The sequence below is a fragment of the Vibrio sp. AIC-3 genome (assembly GCF_013114515.1).
In the GTDB taxonomy this organism is placed as follows: domain Bacteria; phylum Pseudomonadota; class Gammaproteobacteria; order Enterobacterales; family Vibrionaceae; genus Vibrio; species Vibrio crassostreae_C.
In genome coordinates this window covers 48,704-68,853 of the sequence record NZ_VTXG01000017.1, presented here as the reverse complement: position 1 = coordinate 68,853, position 20,150 = coordinate 48,704, and the positions used below count along the sequence as shown (strand labels likewise).

The 20,150-nt window shown below is 44.2% G+C and carries 18 protein-coding genes; 6 read left to right on the top strand and 12 right to left on the bottom strand.

The genetic code is table 11. The annotated features are described in order from the left end of the window. The first annotated feature begins 142 nt into the window (after positions 1 to 142). The 5 genes from potA (at position 143) to F0229_RS13145 (ending at position 5,285) form a co-directional block, all read left to right on the top strand. Positions 143 to 1,258 (top strand): spermidine/putrescine ABC transporter ATP-binding protein PotA, encoded by a 1,116-nt coding sequence (gene potA / locus F0229_RS13165; protein WP_017059631.1) that lies wholly within the window; start codon positions 143 to 145, stop codon positions 1,256 to 1,258. Further along, positions 1,242 to 2,099, top strand: coding sequence for a spermidine/putrescine ABC transporter permease PotB (potB, locus tag F0229_RS13160; protein ID WP_017059630.1), 858 nt, complete (start codon positions 1,242 to 1,244; stop codon positions 2,097 to 2,099). The genes potA and potB overlap by 17 nt, the downstream gene beginning before the upstream one ends. Further along, on the top strand, positions 2,099 to 2,869 hold the full coding sequence (gene potC, locus F0229_RS13155) for a spermidine/putrescine ABC transporter permease PotC (RefSeq protein WP_017059629.1): 771 nt from the start codon (positions 2,099 to 2,101) through the stop codon (positions 2,867 to 2,869). The genes potB and potC overlap by 1 nt, the downstream gene beginning before the upstream one ends. 133 nt (positions 2,870 to 3,002) lie before the next feature. Beyond that, entirely contained in the window at positions 3,003 to 4,037 is a 1,035-nt protein-coding gene (locus tag F0229_RS13150; protein WP_017059628.1) for an extracellular solute-binding protein, read from the top strand. Positions 4,038 to 4,247: 210 nt separating this feature from the next. Next, positions 4,248 to 5,285, top strand: a complete 1,038-nt coding sequence (locus F0229_RS13145) for an extracellular solute-binding protein (protein ID WP_017059627.1) — start codon at positions 4,248 to 4,250, stop codon at positions 5,283 to 5,285. A 94-nt stretch (positions 5,286 to 5,379) separates the two neighbouring features. Here the strand turns inward: F0229_RS13145 and cobB are convergent, their stop codons facing one another. From cobB to F0229_RS13090, 11 genes are all read right to left on the bottom strand, one after another. After that, on the bottom strand, positions 5,380 to 6,114 hold the full coding sequence (gene cobB, locus F0229_RS13140) for a Sir2 family NAD+-dependent deacetylase (RefSeq protein WP_017063867.1): 735 nt from the start codon (positions 6,112 to 6,114) through the stop codon (positions 5,380 to 5,382). A gap of 256 nt (positions 6,115 to 6,370) precedes the next feature. Continuing rightward, positions 6,371 to 7,591, bottom strand: a complete 1,221-nt coding sequence (locus tag F0229_RS13135; protein ID WP_017059625.1) for an ammonium transporter — start codon at positions 7,589 to 7,591, stop codon at positions 6,371 to 6,373. Positions 7,592 to 7,966: 375 nt separating this feature from the next. Further along, positions 7,967 to 8,383 (bottom strand): hypothetical protein, encoded by a 417-nt coding sequence (locus tag F0229_RS13130; protein ID WP_017112083.1) that lies wholly within the window; start codon positions 8,381 to 8,383, stop codon positions 7,967 to 7,969. Beyond that, positions 8,367 to 9,440, bottom strand: coding sequence for a formate dehydrogenase subunit gamma (locus F0229_RS13125; protein ID WP_171733012.1), 1,074 nt, complete (start codon positions 9,438 to 9,440; stop codon positions 8,367 to 8,369). The genes F0229_RS13130 and F0229_RS13125 overlap by 17 nt, the downstream gene beginning before the upstream one ends. Before the next feature lie 13 nt (positions 9,441 to 9,453). Further along, positions 9,454 to 10,062, bottom strand: coding sequence for a formate dehydrogenase FDH3 subunit beta (gene fdh3B / locus F0229_RS13120; RefSeq protein WP_004742271.1), 609 nt, complete (start codon positions 10,060 to 10,062; stop codon positions 9,454 to 9,456). A gap of 11 nt (positions 10,063 to 10,073) precedes the next feature. Beyond that, complete coding sequence (locus F0229_RS13115) at positions 10,074 to 12,929, bottom strand: formate dehydrogenase subunit alpha (RefSeq protein ID WP_171733011.1); 2,856 nt, start codon at positions 12,927 to 12,929, stop codon at positions 10,074 to 10,076. A 10-nt stretch (positions 12,930 to 12,939) separates the two neighbouring features. Further along, positions 12,940 to 13,140 (bottom strand): twin-arginine translocation signal domain-containing protein, encoded by a 201-nt coding sequence (locus F0229_RS13110; RefSeq protein WP_008217926.1) that lies wholly within the window; start codon positions 13,138 to 13,140, stop codon positions 12,940 to 12,942. Positions 13,141 to 13,218: 78 nt separating this feature from the next. Beyond that, complete coding sequence (locus F0229_RS13105; protein WP_171733010.1) at positions 13,219 to 13,857, bottom strand: molecular chaperone; 639 nt, start codon at positions 13,855 to 13,857, stop codon at positions 13,219 to 13,221. A 9-nt stretch (positions 13,858 to 13,866) separates the two neighbouring features. Next, entirely contained in the window at positions 13,867 to 15,534 is a 1,668-nt protein-coding gene (locus F0229_RS13100; RefSeq protein WP_171733009.1) for a 4Fe-4S dicluster domain-containing protein, read from the bottom strand. A 299-nt stretch (positions 15,535 to 15,833) separates the two neighbouring features. Then, complete coding sequence (locus tag F0229_RS13095) at positions 15,834 to 16,517, bottom strand: DUF3306 domain-containing protein (RefSeq protein WP_171733008.1); 684 nt, start codon at positions 16,515 to 16,517, stop codon at positions 15,834 to 15,836. After that, the gene (locus F0229_RS13090; protein ID WP_017059618.1) at positions 16,507 to 16,968 is read right to left on the bottom strand and encodes a DUF3305 domain-containing protein; all 462 of its coding nucleotides are present in this window, start codon (positions 16,966 to 16,968) and stop codon (positions 16,507 to 16,509) included. Before F0229_RS13090 ends, F0229_RS13095 begins: the two co-directional genes overlap by 11 nt. Before the next feature lie 397 nt (positions 16,969 to 17,365). On the opposite strand from F0229_RS13090, the gene F0229_RS13085 reads away from it, so the two are divergent. Beyond that, the gene (locus F0229_RS13085; protein ID WP_171733007.1) at positions 17,366 to 18,187 is read left to right on the top strand and encodes a formate dehydrogenase accessory sulfurtransferase FdhD; all 822 of its coding nucleotides are present in this window, start codon (positions 17,366 to 17,368) and stop codon (positions 18,185 to 18,187) included. Positions 18,188 to 18,409: 222 nt separating this feature from the next. Here F0229_RS13085 and F0229_RS13080 read toward each other — a convergent pair whose 3' ends face one another. Beyond that, the gene (locus tag F0229_RS13080) at positions 18,410 to 19,993 is read right to left on the bottom strand and encodes an ABC-F family ATPase (protein ID WP_086711529.1); all 1,584 of its coding nucleotides are present in this window, start codon (positions 19,991 to 19,993) and stop codon (positions 18,410 to 18,412) included. Positions 19,994 to 20,150 lie beyond the last annotated feature (157 nt).

The following is a 20,150-nucleotide window of genomic DNA, read 5'->3' as shown; positions in this document are numbered from 1 at the left end:
GATGTTTACTTTTACCTGCGAAATTTTTTATCTTCGAAAGGTAAAAAATGCTTTGAATTCACGTTTTTGGTGATTATGATGCGCGCCTTAAAGGTGTATAGCAACAGGTCTCAAATAGAACCAAGGTGGAGAAAAACAGACGTTGAACGCTAAAAAATCAGTAGGAAAGCCAGTAGTACAGCTAACTGGCATCAGTAAAAGTTTCGATGGTAAGGAAGTCATCGGCAATCTGGATTTAAACGTAAATCATGGTGAGTTTCTCACGATTTTAGGCCCATCAGGTTGTGGTAAAACAACCGTGCTAAGAATGATTGCGGGTTTTGAAACGGCAGATAGTGGTCAAATACTATTAGCTGAACAAAACGTAACCCAAGTTCCTGCTGAACAAAGGCATGTAAACACTGTATTCCAAAGCTATGCCCTATTCCCGCATATGACCGTTTTCGACAATGTGGCATTTGGCTTACGCATGCAGAAAGTTCCAAACAGCGAGATTGAACCTCGTGTAATGGATGCTTTGAAAATGGTGCGCCTAGAACAAATGGCACAACGAAAGCCACACCAGCTATCTGGTGGTCAACAGCAACGTATCGCAATCGCTCGTGCTGTCGTTAATAAGCCTAAAGTTCTTTTGTTGGATGAATCTCTATCTGCTCTGGATTACAAACTACGTAAACAGATGCAAATCGAGCTGAAACAATTACAACGCCAACTTGGTATCACGTTCATTTTTGTAACGCATGACCAAGAAGAGGCGCTGTCTATGTCTGACCGTATTATTGTTATGCGTGATGGCGTGATTGAACAAGACGGAACACCAAGAGAGATCTACGAAGAGCCTAAGAACCTATTTGTAGCGCGTTTCATTGGTGAAATTAACGTATTCGAAGCGACAGCGAAATCTCGTCAAGATGAAAAACGCATTGTTGCGACAATCGAAGGTGAAGAGTCCATTATCTATCACGATAAAGACGTAACACCGGGTCAAAAACTGCAAGTATTGCTTCGACCTGAAGATCTTCGAATCGAAGAAATTAAAGAGTCAGAGCAACGCGGTATTGTTGGCCACATTGTCGAGCGAACCTATAAAGGCATGACATTAGATTCAGTCGTAGAACTTGAATCTGGTATGCGTGTCATGGTTAGCGAATTCTTCAACGAAGATGACCCTGATGTTGATCACTCACTGGGCCAAAAAGTTGCAGTAACTTGGGTTGAGAGCTGGGAAGTGGTATTAGAAGATGAGCAAGAAGTTTAATTTACAAAACGCAATTGTTGCTTTAATCACAGGTTGGTTAGTGTTGTTCGTGATGATTCCAAACATCATGATCATTGGTACTAGCTTCTTAACTCGTGATGAAGCGAACTTGATCGAGATGACCTTCACTCTCGATAACTACGTGCGTTTGGCTGACCCGCTGTATTTTAAAGTGTTGATGCACTCTTTCTATATGGCAATTGTCGCAACCCTACTTTGTTTGATTATTGGTTACCCATTCGCTTACATCGTAGCAAAAATGCCGGCGAAGTGGCGTCCAATCATGTTGTTCCTAGTGATAGTACCATTCTGGACGAACTCTTTGATTCGTACATACGGATTGAAAATTGTACTGGGTACGCAAGGTGTCTTGAACAAAAGCTTGTTAGCGTTAGATATCATTGATAAACCGCTACGTATCATGTACTCAGAAACCGCAGTAATGATCGGTTTAGTGTACATCCTACTTCCGTTTATGATTCTGCCGCTGTATTCAGCGATTGAAAAACTGGACGATACGTATTTAGAAGCGGCTAAAGATTTAGGTGCGAACAAACTGCAAACGCTATTGAAAGTGGTACTACCACTAACAATGCCGGGCATTATTGGCGGCTGTTTGTTAGTGCTACTGCCAGCGTTAGGTATGTTCTACATCTCTGACCTATTAGGCGGAGCTAAGAACCTATTGATTGGTAACGTGATTAAGAGCCAAGTGCTCAACGCTCGAGACTGGCCGTTTGGCGCAGCGACGAGTATCGCACTGACCATGGCAATGGCTGTGATGCTGTATGCCTACTACCGAGCAGGTAAGCTATTGAACAAGAAAGTGGAGCTAGACTAATGGGGCGCACAGTTAAGTTCAGCTTTATGGCGCTGGTATACGCCTTTCTATACCTACCTATTATCGTATTGATCGCTAACTCGTTTAATGCCAATAAGTTTGGTATGAAATGGGGTGGCTTCACCACTAAATGGTATGACGCGCTTATTAACAACGACAGCCTAATGCAGGCTGCGTGGCACTCGATCAACGTAGCGGTGTTCTCAGCAACAGCCGCAACGATTGTCGGGAGCCTTACAGCAGTAGCCCTATTCCGTTACCAATTTAAAGGTAAAGGCATCGTAAATGGCATGCTGTTCATCGTAATGATGTCTCCAGATATCGTAATGGCGATTTCGCTTCTTGCGCTATTCTTGGTAATGGGTGTTCAACTTGGGTTCTTTACCCTACTTGCTGCTCACATTACCTTCTGTCTACCGTTTGTTGTAGTAACGGTATACAGTCGCTTGAATGGCTTTGATGTGAAGATGCTAGAAGCAGCAAAAGACTTAGGTGCAAGTGAATGGACGATTCTAAAACAGATCATTCTGCCTCTTGCTAAGCCAGCGGTTGCTGCGGGTTGGTTATTGAGCTTCACTCTGTCTTTGGACGATGTAATCATTAGCTCTTTCGTAACCGGCCCAACGTATGAAATCTTACCACTGAAGATTTACTCAATGGTTAAAGTGGGTATCTCTCCTGAGGTAAACGCCCTAGCAACAGTGATGTTAGTGGTGTCGTTAATACTGGTGATCATTTCTCAGTCATTAGCGAGAGAAAAAATCAAGTAAGTCTCCTACTCTTTAATGAGGCTGACTTGATAAGAAGTTTACAAAAAGTGTTAATCATAAACAGAATGGTAAATTGCCATTCTGTTTTTCTATCTACTGCCTTAGGGCAACGTTTAGTTTGGAGCTAACGTCAATGAAAAAATGGGCTACTCTATTAGCTGGTAGTGCATGTGCGCTTTCAATGTTATCTGCACCATCATTTGCAAAAGATAACAAAGAATTGGTATTCATGAATTGGGGACCTTACATCAACAGTGAGATTCTAGAACAGTTCACTGATGAAACTGGTATCAAGGTGATCTACTCGACTTACGAGTCGAACGAAACCCTGTACGCAAAGCTAAAAACACACAACAAAGGCTATGACCTAGTTGTGCCGTCGACTTACTTCGTATCTAAGATGCGTGACGAAGGTATGCTACAAAAGATCGACAAAACTAAGCTGAACAACTTCAAGAATCTAGATACTAACTATCTAGATAAGCCGTACGACCCAAGCAACGACTACTCTATTCCACACGTAGTTGCGATCACAGGTCTTGCTGTTAACACTGACATGTACGATCCAGAAGATTTCCAAAGCTGGGCTGATCTATGGAAGCCAGAGCTTGAAGGTCAACTGATGATGATGGACGACACTCGTGAAGTGTTCCACATCGCACTGCGTAAGTTAGGTTACTCTGGTAACACAACCAACGAAAAAGAGATCGACGAAGCGTACGCTGAGCTACAAAAGCTTATGCCAAACGTTCTAGTATTTAACTCAGACAACCCAGGCGCGCCTTACATGTCTGGTGAAGTGGGTCTTGGTATGCTGTGGAACGGTTCTGCTGCTGCAGCGCAAAACGAAGGTCTACCAATCAAACTGGTTTTCCCTAAAGAAGGCGGTATCGGTTGGGTTGATAACTTTGCGATTAGCTCTGGTGCGGTAAACGTAGAAGCAGCTCATAAGATGATTGATTTCCTACTTCGCCCTGAAATTGCTGAGCAAATTTCTCGTGACACAGGCTACCTAACGGCCGTTAAAGCGTCTAACGAGAAGTTCAAAGATAGCCCTGCGCTATTCCCATCGCAAGAAGACCTTGATCGTGTTGAATGGCAAGCTGCGGTTGGCGATAAGACAGTGAAGTACGAAGATTACTTCATGAAACTTAAAGCAGGTCAGTAATTTAGCTTATTATCTAACTGTGGCTAAGTAACCAGTTTACTTAACAGGTCAACGTAGATAATCAATAAGTTAAAAATAAGAATATCAATGAATAGGCAGCTTAGGCTGCCTATTTTATTATATCGCTGCTATAATATAGCGCGATTTTTCGAAATCCTTTACCTTGGGTTCACTACCCAGCTCCAAATCAAACAAATGAACGGAACAGTAATGAAAAAAACACTGTATACCGGCGCATTGTGTGCTGCTACTTTACTTTCTACACCCTCTTTCGCAGCTGACCAAGAACTGTATTTTTACAACTGGTCTGAATATATTCCAAATGAAGTACTAGAAGACTTCACAGAAGAGACGGGCATTAAAGTCTACTACTCAACTTATGAGTCTAACGAAAGCATGTACGCTAAGTTAAAAACTCAAGGTACGGGTTACGACTTAGTGGTTCCTTCTACTTACTTCGTTTCTAAGATGCGTAAAGAAGGCATGCTTCAAGAGCTTGATAAAACCAAGCTAAGCCACTTTGCAGATTTGGATCCAAATTACTTAGATAAGCCATTTGACCCAAATAACAACTACTCAATCCCATACATCTGGGGTGCGACGGGTATTGGTATCAACTCAGACATGCTAGACAAGTCTTCAGTTAAAAACTGGGGCGATCTGTGGGATACGCAGTGGGAAGGTCAACTGATGATGATGGATGACTCTCGTGAGGTTTTCCATATCGCTCTATCTAAACTGGGCTACTCTCCAAACACGACTAACCCTGAAGAAATCAAAGAAGCCTACGAAGAACTTCGTAAGCTAATGCCAAACGTATTGGTATTTAACTCAGATTTCCCAGCGAACCCTTACCTAGCAGGTGAAGTGTCTCTTGGTATGCTTTGGAATGGTTCTGCTTACATGGCACGCCAAGAAGGCGCAACGATTGACATTATCTGGCCAGAAAAAGGCGCTATCTTCTGGATGGACAGCCTAGCAATTCCAGCAGGCGCTAAGAACACTGAAGCGGCTCATAAGATGATCGACTTCCTTCTTCGCCCAGAGAACGCTGCGAAAATTGCTCTAGAGATCGGTTACCCGACACCAGTTAAAACCGCTTACCCTCTTCTTCCTAAAGAATTTGCTGAAGACAAGAACGTTTTCCCACCACAATCAGTGATGGATAACGGTGTGTGGCAAGATGAAGTTGGTGAAGCGAGCGTTATTTATGACGAGTACTTCCAAAAACTTAAAGTAAACAACTAAGTTATTGTTAGTTAAGAAGTTAAGTAAATAAAGCGGCGTAAGCCGCTTTATTTTTTCAGATTCAGAAACTGATGTGTGTTATTAAAGACAAGGCTTAGGCCGTTAAAGAACCTTTCTCTGTACATAATAACTCGCCAACCAGTTTGGGCACCTCGATACTCGCCTTGCCGTAGCGCTTCTCTTCAAATTCACTTTCAACCGCACTTGGTTCGAGGTTTATCTCGATAGTATGTGCACCATGCATTTTCGCATCGTGAACAAAGCCTGCCGCTGGATAAACAACACCTGAAGTTCCGATAGAGATAAACAGATCCGCTTCTTCCAGTGCGGAATAAATGTCGCCCATTCTTAGTGGCATTTCGCCAAACCAAACAATATGTGGACGCATTTGTGCAGGGATTTGGCAGCAATGACAAAGTTCACCCGTTTCAATATCGCCTTTGTGCTCTACAACTTGATTGGATTCACTGCAACGCGCTTTTAAAAGTTCACCATGCATGTGAATAATGTTGTTGCTACCGCCTCTCTCGTGCAAATTGTCGATGTTTTGAGTAATGATGGTAACTTTGCCATCAAGCTTGTCTTCGAGCTCTCCTAGCGCCTTGTGGGCTGAATTGGGCTGAATGCTCTCACTTTGCAGGCCGTGACGACGCTTGTTATAGAAGGCTTGTACCAAGTCAGGATCTTTTGCGAACCCTTCAGGCGTCGCTACATCTTCGATTTTGTGGTTTTCCCATAGCCCGTCTTGTGCTCGGAATGTTTGTATCCCCGACTCTGCAGAGATGCCAGCGCCAGTAAGAATTACGATATTTCGATATGGGAAATGCATATAACGTCCTTTTAGATATGTCACTTTGTAACAGCTTAGCACTGTTCAAATTCCAACAATAGTTTTGGGGATTAGACCATAGTCTTAGGCAACTGAATTCATTGGCTATTTGTGACATAACTCGCTTGATAGTTGTGGTTGTTGTTACTCAAATTCTCTGTTTTGCTATCCATAGAAACAAAAAAGCGACCGAAGCCGCTTAGTTCTGTTCAACAGTTGTCTACTTGATGTGCTTTACCCCACCAAGTGAACAACGTTAGTCTTCGTTGATAGAAGAGATCTTATGGATAGAAAGATCCGCACCGTTGAATTCATCTTCTTCACTTAAGCGTAGGCCTGTTAGTTTGCTCAACACACCGTATACGATTAACGCGCCGACGAAAGCAACAGCAACACCTGCGACTGTACCAATCAACTGAGAAGCAAAGCTCACGCCGCCTAGACCCCAGAAAGCTTGTTGGCCGAAGATACCAGCAGCAACGCCACCCCAGGCACCACATACGCCGTGTAGAGGCCATACACCCAGTACATCATCGATCTGTGTTTTGTTTTGCATATAAGTAAATAGGTAAACAAACAGCGCACCTGCCACACCGCCCGTCACCAAAGCGCCAAGTGGGTGCATCAAATCTGAGCCCGCACAGATAGCGACGAGACCAGCCAAAGGACCATTGTGGATGAAGCCCGGGTCATTTTTACCTGCAATTAGAGCCGCAAGAATACCGCCAACCATGGCCATGAGAGAGTTCATTGCCACGAGACCGCTGATGCCATTGATCGCTTGAGCTGACATCACGTTAAAGCCAAACCAACCCACACATAAGATCCAAGAGCCTAGTGCTAAGAATGGGATATTCGATGGTGCGAAGTTGGTGTGTTTGCCTGCACGGATTCGACCTTTACGCATCCCTAAGAAGTAAACTGCGACCAAAGCAATCCAACCACCTACGCCGTGAACCACTACCGAGCCTGCGAAGTCATGGAACACGTAACCAAACTGACCTTCTAGCCAATCTTGGAATCCAAAGTTGCCGTTCCAAATGATGCCTTCAAAAAATGGATAGATGAAACCAACCGTAAACAGTGTCGCAATCAAAATTGGATAGAAACGAGCACGCTCTGCGATACCACCAGAAACAATCGCAGGAATTGCCGCTGCGAATGTCATTAGGAAGAAGAACTTAACCAGTTCATATCCGTTGCCTTGCGAAAGTGTTTCTGCGTCTGCAAAAAAGTGTGCACCGTAAGCAACCCAGTAACCGATAAAGAAGTAAGCAATGGCGGAGACACCAAAGTCGGAAAGGATCTTAACCAGCGCGTTGACTTGGTTCTTCTTTCGCACGGTACCGACTTCGAGAAACGCAAAGCCAGCATGCATCAGGAAGACCATGATTGCGCCGAGTAATAGGAATAAAGTATCTGAACTTTGGGTAAGGGTTTGTACTGCACTATGAACTTGAGTCACCGTTTCACTCATTAAAGCATTCTCCTTCGCTTTATCTGATTTGCACTGATATCGTGCGATTCAATGTTGTAATTAATTAAAGACTCAACAGTGAACGCAAGATGCGTTCCAAGTGTGTGGTGTAATTTTCGTGCAACAGTTTTTCTTTTAACTTACTGATTAATTGATAATAAATTTATCGGTGCACTTTCTTGGTTCTTAATGAGCGTGAAAATGGAAACAAGAATTGCACCAATTAAGGGAGTTGCACCATATTGAAGCGGTCAATACTATGCTTCATTAAGTTTCGTTGCTGATTAGAAACAAAAAGCCCAATGACCGAAATCATTGGGCTTTCAAAAGGACTATTGTGCTAGATAATTCGCTATCTAGTGAGCCGATACTCGACTACAAGTTTGGACCTGTTGTCGGGTTTTGCGGTAGGTTTTGACTTAAACGCTGCATACCTTGATACATGCGGATAAACCAGACCACAATCGCAACACCACCAAACAGCATGCCTACATACGGAATGTAGTAAGCGATGTCATCGATAATATGGTTTTGATACCAGTAATCGTTCACACCGATTAACACCCCGTTAGAGGTCGCTACCGTTACGATAAGAACGACGAAGAACGTCAGGTTCAAGAAGAAAGAGCGAATTAATCCGTAGTAATGAGTATCCACTACTTCACCATCTTCGCCTTTGTCTAAACGATAACCCGCGTAGATAATCGCAATCACACCAGAGATAAGACAAGTAAATGGCGTAAAGCAGCTTAGTATGTAAGCGACCCAAATACCTTTATGAGGTTTGTTCATTCTTATTCACCCCTTCCGTTTTCTCTGTTGCTGCGTTAGCGCTTTGTTCAACGCCGTTTTTCTCTTGTTCCATCACTTCTTTGTACCAAAGATCATGGTGCTCTTTAGCCCAAGTCTCATCAACTTCGCCTGTTACCATGCCTTCTAGTGCCCCTTCCATACCGAACAAGCCGATGTAGATGTGGAACACAAAGCCACAGATAAGGATCAAAGCAGCCAACATGTGGACTAGGTTTGAAAGCTCCATATCACGACGCGTTTGACCGAAGATTGGGAAGTCTAAAACCAAGCCACTGATCGCAGCCACACTACCCATTACAATCAATAGCCAGAACAGCGCTTTTTCAGCCGCGTTCGAAAACTCTGCAGATGGATGAGAACCTTTATGTTTCCCAACCATACCGCCCAGTTTCATGAACCACTGTACATCGACCATCTTGAAAATAGACTTGCGCCACCACTTGATGAGAACAGCCATCAACAGCACATAGAAAATCGGGCCGATGTAGTTGTGGTATTGCTTCGCCAATAGAACGATGAAGCCCCAAAGGTCTGTTGGAATGTACGGCTTCAAGAAGTGCTTACCGTAAACCAACATCAAACCACTGAACGCCAGTGTTAAGAAGGTAAACGCCATACTCCAGTGCAAGGCACGGTCTAGTCGAGACCAACGTTTGATCTTACGGCCTGTTCTTGGCGCGCTTAGCATTAGCGGGCCAATCACAACGTACATCAAAGTCACGAAAGCAATACTGCCAAAGATAGCGACGGCACCGGCTGGTGACATCCACTTCTCTTTCAATATGTACCACGTTTGACCTGGAGTACTGATCAACACACCATGCTCAGCTGATTGAGATGTGGTGTAACCTTCCTCACCGTTTCTCACTTGTCGCCAAAAATCGGCGCCAGCAAGTTGTGTGATTTCTCGTTGAGCAGAGCTCGATTGAGTTTGTGATGAGTTCGTCTCAGATGCATGACTCATAGGAGAAAGCATTGTTAGTGCTGCCAACATTGGCAGCACTACAAGGAAGAGACGCTTAAACATTGTAAGCATATGTCTCTCCTACTTAGCTCTTAGTCGCATCGTAAGAAAGGTCGTTGCCGTCTGTCCAACCTGCACCTTTCGCACCACGTTCAACAACACGCTGACGGAAAACATCAGAAACTTTCTCTGCGTCACCCGCTAGCAGTGCCTTAGTTGAACAAAGCGAAGCACACATTGGCAGTTTGCCTTCAGCAATACGGTTCGCACCGTATTTTTGACGCTCTTCAACAGAACCTGGCTCTGTTTCTGGGCCGCCAGCACAGAAGGTACACTTGTCCATCTTACCGCGCTCACCAAACGCTTCCTGTTTAGGGAATTGAGGTGCGCCAAACGGACAAGCAAACAAGCAGTAACCACAACCGATACACAGATCTTTATTGTGAAGTACGATGCCGTCTTCCGTATGTTCAAAACAGTCTGCCGGGCAAACTGCCATACAAGGGGCATCAGTACAGTGCATACATGCGACTGAGATAGAGTTTTCACCCGGTTCGCCATCGTTCAGTGTGACAACGCGGCGACGTTGAATACCCCATTCCAGAGCATCATCATTTTCATTCTTACATGCAGTGACACAACCGTTACATTCGATACAACGTTTGGTGTCACAAAGAAATTTCATTCTAGCCATTTTAAGACTCCTTACGCTTTACGAATATTACAAAGGGTTACTTTCGTTTCCTGCATCAACGTGACAGGGTCGTAACCATATGTGGTTGCTGTATTGGCTGCTTCGCCAATAACGTAAGGATCAGTGCCTTCAGGGTATTTAGAACGCAAATCTTCGCCTTCAAACTTACCACCGAAGTGGAACGGCAAGAACGCTAAACCCGGTTTCACACGACGAGTGACCATCGCTTTCACCTTGATGCGGCCTTTCTCTGCACCTTCAACCCAAACATCATCGCCATCTTTGAAGCCAATGTCGTTTGCGTCTTTCGGGTTCACTTCAACAAACATTTCTTGTTGTAGTTCTGCTAGCCAAGGATTAGAACGTGTTTCTTCACCACCACCCTCGTACTCAACCAGACGACCAGACGTAAGAATAATCGGGTATTCACCAGACTTATCTTGGTCTTGAATGGATTTGTACAACGTAGGAACACGGAAAATCGCTTCTTTGTCGTCCCACGTTGGGTAGTCAGCGACTAGATCACGACGTGGTGTGTAAAGTGGCTCACGGTGCAGTGGCACGCGGTCTGGGAATGTCCAAACAATCGCACGCGCTTTCGCATTACCAAACGGAATACAACCATGCTTGATAGCAACACGTTGGATACCACCAGAAACGTCGGTTTTCCAGTTTTTACCTTCAGCAGAGGCTTTCTCTTCTGCTGTTAGATCGTCCCACCAACCCAGTTGTTTCAGCAGTTTGTCACTGAACTCTGGGTAACCATCTTTGATTTCGCTGCCTTTCGAGTAGCTGTCTTCAGCCAATAGGCTTTGACCTTCAAATTCCACACCGAAACGAGTACGGAAGTTACCGCCGCCCTCAGCAACAGGTTTAGACGTATCGTAAAGGATATGCGTCCCTGGGTGTTTCATTTCTGGGTTGCCCCAACATGGCCAAGGCAGACCGTAAGTTTCGCCATTCGCTGGGCCGCCTTCTGCAGCAAGCGTGGTTTTGTGGAACGTGTGCCAGTTTTGTTGGTGCTCTTTCAAACGCTCTGGGCTTTGGCCTGTATAGCCGATCGTCCACATGCCTTTGTTGAATTCACGAGTGATGTCTTCAATCAATGGTTGGTTGTTCTCAACACGGATGTTTTTGAACAGCTGATCAGAGAAACCAAGCTTCTTAGAAAGAAGGTACATGATTTCATGGTCAGGCTTTGATTCGAACAGAGGATCAACAACCTTGTCACGCCACTGTAGAGAACGGTTTGACGCCGTTACACTGCCGTAGGTTTCAAACTGAGTCGTTGCTGGTAGCAGGTAAACGCCGTCGGTACGATCATTCATTACCGCTGCAACCGTTGGGTATGGGTCAACAATAACCATCATATCCAGCTTCTGCATCGCTTTTTTCATCTCTGGACCACGAGTCTGAGAGTTCACCGCGTGACCCCAGTAGAACATGGCACGGATGTTTTCGCGTTGGCGAATCTTGTCTTTGTCTTCAAGTACGCCATCAACCCAACGAGATACAGGAATACCTGCACTGTTCATTGGTTTTTGACCGCCGTATGCGTTGTCGTCGAAACGGCCTTTCACCCAGTCAAAGTCGATATCCCAAACTTTTGACCAGTGACGCCAAGAACCTTCAGACAAGCCGTAGTAGCCTGGAAGTGTGTCTGACAGTACGCCAAGGTCAGTTGCGCCCTGTACGTTATCGTGACCACGGAAGATGTTTGCACCGCCGCCTGATTTACCGATGTTACCTAGCGCAAGCTCAAGTACACAGTAAGCGCGTGTGTTGTTGTTACCAGTCGTGTGCTGAGTACCACCCATACACCAAACGATACAACCCGGACGGTTTTCAGAAAGTAGTTTCGCGGTGTGGTATACGTCTTTTTCACTAACACCAGTTACGCGTTCAACTTCTGCTGGGTTCCACTTCGCGACTTCTTCACGGATCTCGTCCATGCCGAATACACGTTGTTTAATGAACTCTTTGTCTTCCCATTGGTTTGCAAAGACGTGCCATAACACACCCCAGATAAACGCAACGTCAGAACCTGGACGAAGAGAAACGTAGTGATCTGATTTCGCAGCAGTACGCGTACGACGAGGATCCGCAACAACGATCTTACAGTTGTTCTTCTCTTTCGCGATCAAGATGTGTTGCATCGCTACTGGGTGAGCTTCCGCTGGGTTTGAACCAATGAACAGCATCGATTTACAGTTGTGCATGTCATTGAACGAGTTTGTCATTGCACCGTAACCCCAAGTGTTCGCAACACCGGCTACTGTGGTTGAGTGACAAATACGTGCTTGGTGGTCAACGTTGTTGGTGCCCCAAAGCGAAGCCATCTTACGGAATGCATAAGCTTGCTCGTTACTGTGTTTCGCACTACCTAGGAAGTAAACTGAATCAGGGCCAGACTCTTTACGAAGTTCTAGCGCTTTGTTACCGATCTCTTCAATCGCTTGTTCCCAAGAAAGCTTCTTCCACTTACCGCCTTCCAATTTCATTGGGTACTTAAGACGACGTTCACCGTGGCCGTGCTCACGAAGTGCTGCACCTTTCGCACAGTGTCCACCAGCGTTGAATGGGTGATCGAATGCAGGCTCTTGACCTGTCCATACGCCATTTTGAACTTCAGCGTAGATACCACAACCCACAGAACAGTGAGAACAGATAGTACGTTTCACTTCTGTTTTCGCTTCTGGATCGACTGATTTAGCCTGTGCTTTCTTCATCATACCTGGTGCAAATAGACTTGCGCCTACCACTGCGCCACCAGCAGCTAATGAAGTGTTTTTCATGAAGGCACGTCGAGACACACCTAGCTGATTGGTTTCTTTGCTCACACTATCGGAGCGTTTGACAAGTTTCATCCGTTATCTCCTAAAGTGTGTCGTAGTAATCGCGAATGTGTTGCGTCTCACGATACCCTGTCTTCTTCACGTCTTCTTTCGAAATTTCAACAGTTTCTGAAGCGGTTGCCACTTTAGTTGTACCAGCGACAACGGCACCAGCAACGGCTGCAGTCGTCAAGCCTTTGAGTAGATCCCTACGGCTTGTATTTATATCTTTATTATCTTTCATCATTGCTTCCTTACCTTACGGTAGATCTTTTTTTGGAGGCTTAATGCCCCTCTATCGATATAATCGCGTACTGCTCGATTACTCGTAATCAGTGACGTTTTTCACATCAATCTTTAATTTGTGCTTACTGCTTTTTGTATTCACGCTAAAACGCACTTGTTCTAACGTTAAGAATGCTTCACACAGTTGAGCGGCCGATTTGTAGAAGTTCGCGCTTTCTGCCCCTTCAAGCTGACGCGTGAAAGAGTTAAACCAAGGGCCAAGGTGCTTATTGAATACCGCCTGTTGCAGTGCTTCTTCTTCAGCCGTTAGCATCGCCATCACTTCACACAGTGCTGCGATATGATCTTCCGGCTCTTTCACTTGATCGTCACGCTCAATGCCTAAAAGCTCTAAGTCATGACGAATCTCTGCCAATGGTTTTTCCATCATGGCGCCAGTGCGATGCCAAGAACCAAATGGAACGACTTCTCCACGCCCAATACCGATGAACAAATCTTGATATTCGTCTTCAAGAGCTTCACGGTTTGATTCTGTTGCCGCTTGTTGAATGGCAATCCAAGCCTTTTGCATTGCGCTTTCAGACGCTTCAATATCGAGTGTTTTTAGAAAGTCGATCACCTCTTCAGAAGGTGCGTTGCGAAACAGTGCGGATAGAACCAAATAGATCTCAGTTCTTAGTGTCTGTTCTTGTGCCTGATCCAAATTCGTTTCCAAGGCTAACTCCTAGTATTTCAATTGTTTCAATGGGTCTTGAGCCATTGAATCGAACATATCCACCACACGGCAGTCTTCACACATAGCAATACGATTAATCGCTGCTTCATCTGAAAAGTGAGAGTGACCGCGTAACTTGTTCTGTAACATGTCAATCATAGACTGGGGTGCGAATGGTTTATGGCAACGTACACATTCCGCAGCTTTCTCTTCATGAATCACAACTGCTTTTTGACGTTCTTCTTTTACCCAGTTCATACGAGGCGTAAGAGTCAGAACATTTTCAGGACATGCCTTTTCACACAAGCCACATTGAATACAGTCTTGTTCTACAAATTTAAGTGATGGAGAAGCCCCGTCGGTATGAAGTGCACGTGTCGGACACACAGCCACACAGCTCATACATAACGTACAATCTTTGCTATCACACGAAACGTTGCCGTAAGGTGCGTTTGACGGAAGCTCAACAATGTTCTCAACAGGAATACGAGCTGAAGACATCGCATCAAGTGCTGTAAATAGACGTTGGCGCTTGTTGCCTTGAAGATCGCCAAGTGCAAGGTCGAATGAATCCACACAAAGTGTTGGAGGACATTCACGTAGAGATTCTAAGTACAGAATATCGATGGTTTCTTTTGGAATACCGATTTGATCTAGTAGTTCTTGAGCAATCCCTACTTCGTTATTCAGAACACGAATGATCGTTTCTGGCATAAAGCGAGATGCGGCAAACAGAACCTGAGTTGCGCCATTAACTAAAGCTGCAAACCAAGTATCGATACCAATAGATGGCAGTTCTTCTACGACAATTGGAATCACGTTATCTGGTAGCGCTTTAAGAGCCATCACGTTGTAAGTCTCATGACGTGAGCTACAGATAAGTACGATTGGATCCAGACCACCCGCTTGCTCGTAGTTAGCTAGCGTACGTTCAATGAATTTTTGAGTATCGTCAGGGTTAGGTAATGCGTAAGAGATAGCTTCTGTCGGACAGCTCGTTGCACAAGTACCCACGCCTTGACATAGGTAAGGGTTAATCTCGATCTTATGACCCGTCTTATCTGAGCCTTCACTTGAAAGTGCACCAGCAGGACAAGCATCAACACAACGCTCACAACCTTTAACACCACGAGAACTGTGTGCACATAGGTCTGTGTCCAAACGGAAGAACTTAGGCTTATCAAACGTGCCCATTAACGTAGGAATTTCTTCTAACGCTTCAGCCAGTTTTGGATAACCACGACCTACTGGGTAATAACCAGGAACAGGCACTTCTTCAGTCATGCAGCTATTCAGACATAAGTCCAAAACCACATCAAAACAGTCATGATTGATTGCTACTTTTGCAAGGTTATTGGTTCGGCCTTTGTTTTCGATTAGAACTTCGAACGTACCAAGGAACCCTGAAACCTGAACAGCATTTGCGTAGTAAAGCTCTGACTCAGTATTCGTTGCCTTCACACCATCTGTCGAAAGCAGTGTTAGGCTTGTTAACTGAGGTAATTGAGCCGCAGCACTTTCAATGATCGCAGTTGGACCAATAATAAGAGTATTACCGCCGCTTTCGTAGCTAACAGTAGGTGGAATCAGATTTGTTAACTCAACTGTATTTTCAAATGCATACAGTCTTGCTTTAGCGTTATTTGAAGTTGCTTGTTCTAATAATTGTTTAAGCATTGCTCAGTTCCATCTTTGGACATGGATAATCTGTTCAACCTTTATTGTAGTAAGCGAGAGAGAACTTGCTGAGTAATCCGTTAACAACTAACCCTTTAGCCAGTGTGTCGTTCGTCAGACCGTGAACTCGTCTATCTACAAAAAAGTTGATAATGAACGTTATTTTGCAAATGCCATGCCAATTTAATATGCCTTATATTTCAGTGATTTAATTCTTTATAACGTTTATTGTGCGTATAAAAAAACCGCTTGGGACATTTTGTCGCAAGCGGTTCATTGAGTGTTTAGTCAAAATGTACCTATTCTTTGTGTGGTATATTTTGTCCCACCTCTTTTGGGTCATTTTCGATAGCATCGGTGTCGAAATTATCCGATACTGTGTTTTTATACAGTTCTTTTTCTTGTTCGGTTATTTCGGCACTTTCTGACGTTTCAAGTTTATTATCAGATACCTCAAGATCGCTTTCAGAATTTTCTAAAACTTCACCTTCGTCTTTATTATCAATGATTTGCTCTTCTTCTGGCGCAGTTTCTTCTTCCGTTTTGTCTTTAACCCAATCACGCAAGGTTTCCGCAACCCCTTCAGAAAGAGACTTCAAATTACTGTAATCGTCGTCGTAATCATCTAAACCATCACGAACGTTGAATTCTTCTGAGAGGAATAATTTACGCAATGCCGCTTTTTTTACGCTTTCTGAAGCTTCTGACACCAATAATTGAGCAACAGACAAGTCTTCAGTCGTTTCTGATGCTATCTCCTGAGAGTCAATAGTTTGAGAATCGACAGCGTGTTCTGGAGACTCTTTTTCCAAAGTTCCACGTTCTAGTGACTCCGATGTTTCTGCGTCTATAGATGAAGCAGCAGACGAAGCCTCAGTGGAAGTAAGCTCAGTTTCCTCAAGCGTTTGTTGCGCTTCTAAAGGTTGGTCGGTTGATTCATCAAGCTTTCGTTGAGACCAACGGCTAAAAAAGTTAGTTGCCATTTGATCGACCCGCGCCTTTACGTTTCTTACGTCTTGCTTCTAATAACTCGCCATGACGACCGATGAATGCTTCCATCCAAGCTTGTACAGGCAATGGCATGTCGTAAGACAATACTTGGTTATCTCCGTCCATGTATTGGCCTGCGACTGTTTGTGATGCTGTCAGTAATTGAATAATAGGTTTACCGGAGTCAACATTATCCATAACTAAGAATAGCTTAGGTTGCTGAGAGCTTAGATTGAAGCGGTAGTCGGTACGTTCGTCTTTGTGCAACTGAAGCAAACATACGTCTGGGGTTTCATGTTCAGGTGATAATTCAAAACCGATGAGTTCCCATTGAGTTGTTACCCAAATGCCAGTTTTGATCTCTTTCTCTATTCTTTGGACACCGATTGGCCAAGCTGCTTCTGTTTTTTCATATTGTTCTTTGAATTCTTTTATCTCAGACATACTTCACCCAATTGATTTTCTTTATTCTGATCGTACGTAGGACATTTTGTACTTCGCATAATCATATACCCTCTACAAAGCAATAAACACGCCAATACATTTTAAGTCCTGCTCCGTCTTTAGTGCGTTTGTCGTAAAGTTACCCCTATAACGTTAGTCGATCGCGCTGGTTTGAGACAGTTAGTCTCGGTGAACTCTCATATTTTGCGCTATTTTAATCGAATGCTTCATGTTTTCTCGAATAGCCGCTATTTTGGAATGAGAATTGCTAAATGCTTGAGTTAAAGCTAAGACTGACTAAGTGACAGAGAACGCATGTATTCTAAAGAGTCGTATGATGACTCTTGCCTAACTTCTGATCCCTTATAATCGCTATCTCATTAAGTAGGACGTGACTGTGGTAAAACCAAACATAATAAAAACCAGTGAAAACCCACTTCAGACCATCGAAGTTGAAGTGTTTGATGAATATGGCGAAAAGCTAACGAAACAAATTGCGTGCGAGCGCCCTCTTACCGTTATGTTGAACTGGAAAGAGATCGTAACTCTAATGACATTGGGTTCACGCCCGGAAGCATTAGTCTTGGGTTATTTGAAAAACCAAAGCTTCCTTTCTGATCCAGAAGCCGTTGAATCAATCATCATCGACTGGGAAACCAGCTCAGCAGCGGTTATCACCAAAGAAGATACGAGCCAACTTGAGCAAGCGCTTAAGAAGAAGACAGTTACCTCTGGCTGTGGCCAAGGTACCATGTATGGCAACGTGATGAAGCAATTGGAAGATTACCAAGTGCCTCAAACCAAGATTAAGCAATCTGAAATCTATACGGCTCTAGAAGCGCTGACTCATTATAACGACACCTACAAGAAAGCGGGTGCGGTTCATGGCTGTGCTGTTTGCAAAGACGACAAGGTTCTATCGTTTGTTGAAGATGTTGGCCGACACAATGCCGTTGATACATTGGCTGGTGAGATGTGGCTTAACAAACAGACAGGTGAAGATAAGATCTTCTACACCACAGGCCGTTTAACGTCTGAGATGGTGATTAAGGTTGCGCAGATGGGAATCCCTGTTCTACTGTCACGCTCTGGCGTTACACAAATGGGCTTAGATTTAGCGCAGAAGTTCGGCATCACTACGATTGCTCGCGCTAAAGGTTTACGCTTCCAAGTGTTCACGGGTGCAGACAAGATTGACTTTGATGTGAAAGGTGAATAATCAGCAGTCGGAAAAAAGCGTAGGTTTGATTGGTGATTCACTAACCGCTTCTAATTGTAAAGTTCTGATGTAAATAGTTAGTGACCCATCAAGGATAAATACATAGAAACTTAGCTAGATACAAAAACGCCGTCATGCTTTTTAGTATGACGGCGTTTTTAATTTTCAATTTATAGCATAATTTCCAACGCATAGAGTTGAAAACTAAGGCTAACTTAAAGCTTAGCCGCGTGCTTTCAAGAACTCAGCGTAAGTACCGCGGAAATCGTTGATCTTGCCATCTTTGATTTCAAGGATACGAGTTGCAAGCGAGTCTACGAATACACGGTCGTGAGATACGAAGAACAATGTGCCTTTGTAGTTCTCAAGAGCCAAGTTAAGCGCTTCGATAGATTCCATATCCATGTGGTTTGTTGGCTCATCCATTAGCAGGATGTTTGGTTTATGCATCATGATCTTACCAAGAAGCATACGACCTTGCTCACCACCAGAGATAACCTTTACAGATTTCTTGATGTCGTCTTGACCAAATAGCATACGACCTAGGAAGCCACGAACAACTTGCTCGTCTTCGCCTTCTTGGCGCCATTGGCTCATCCAATCAAACAAGTTCATGTCTGTCTCGAAATCGTGTGCGTGATCTTGAGCGTAGTAACCGATGTTTGAGTTTTCAGACCACTTGTACTCACCAGTGCGAGGTTCTAGTGCGCCAGCTAGTGTGTTAAGTAGTGTTGTTTTACCTACACCGTTTTCACCGATGATAGCAACACGCTCACCTACTTCGAAGATGGCATCGAACTTGTTGTAAAGATCTTCTTCAAAACCTTGAGATAGGTTTTCAACCACAAGTGCGTTACGGAATAGCTCTTTAGACTGTTCGAAACGGATGAATGGGTTTTGACGGCTAGACGCTTTAACTTCGTCTAGTTGAATCTTGTCGATTTGCTTAGCACGAGACGTTGCTTGCTTCGCTTTAGATGCGTTAGCAGAGAAACGAGAAACGAACGTTTGAAGTTCAGCAATTTGTGCTTTCTTCTTAGCGTTGTCAGACAGTAGACGTTCACGAGCTTGAGTCGCAGCCGTCATGTACTCATCGTAGTTACCTGGGAATAGACGAAGTTCGCCGTAATCAAGGTCAGCCATGTGTGTACAAACCGAGTTTAGGAAGTGACGGTCGTGCGAAATGATGATCATTGTGCAGTTACGTTGGTTTAGCGTATCTTCCAACCACTTGATGGTGTCCATGTCCAAGTTGTTCGTTGGTTCGTCAAGAAGCATGATATGCGGGTCTGCAAACAGTACTTGAGACAATAGAACACGAAGTTTCCAACCCGGTGCCACTTCGCTCATCAGACCGAAGTGCATTGACTCTTCAATACCTACAGCAAGAAGAAGCTCACCGGCTTTAGCTTCTGCCATGTAGCCGTCCATTTCAGCGAACTGAACTTCAAGGTCAGCCACCTTCATGCCGTCTTCTTCGCTCATTTCTGGCAAAGAGTAAATGCGGTCACGCTCTTGCTTAATAGCCCAAAGCTCTTTGTGACCCATGATAACCGTATCAATTACCGTGAATTCTTCGTAAGCAAATTGGTCTTGGTTTAGCTTAGCGACGCGCTCGTTTGGATCGTAGCTTACGTTACCAGAAGTCGGCTCTAGTTCACCTGATAGGATCTTCATGAACGTCGATTTACCACAGCCATTCGCGCCGATTAAACCGTAGCGGTTGCCTTCGCCGAACTTAACTGAAATATTTTCGAAAAGTGGCTTAGCGCCGAATTGTTGGGTGATATTTGCTGTGGAGATCAATGCCATTACCTTCTTAATGTGAAAAACGTCGCAACGTTACTTGTTCAGGGCTTTAACTGCAAGTATTGATTGCATTTACCCGCTATTAAGTGAGTGATAACCCAGCCAAATCATTGTTTGAGCTAACTCACACTTTTGATTTTCAATTTGCTGCCTA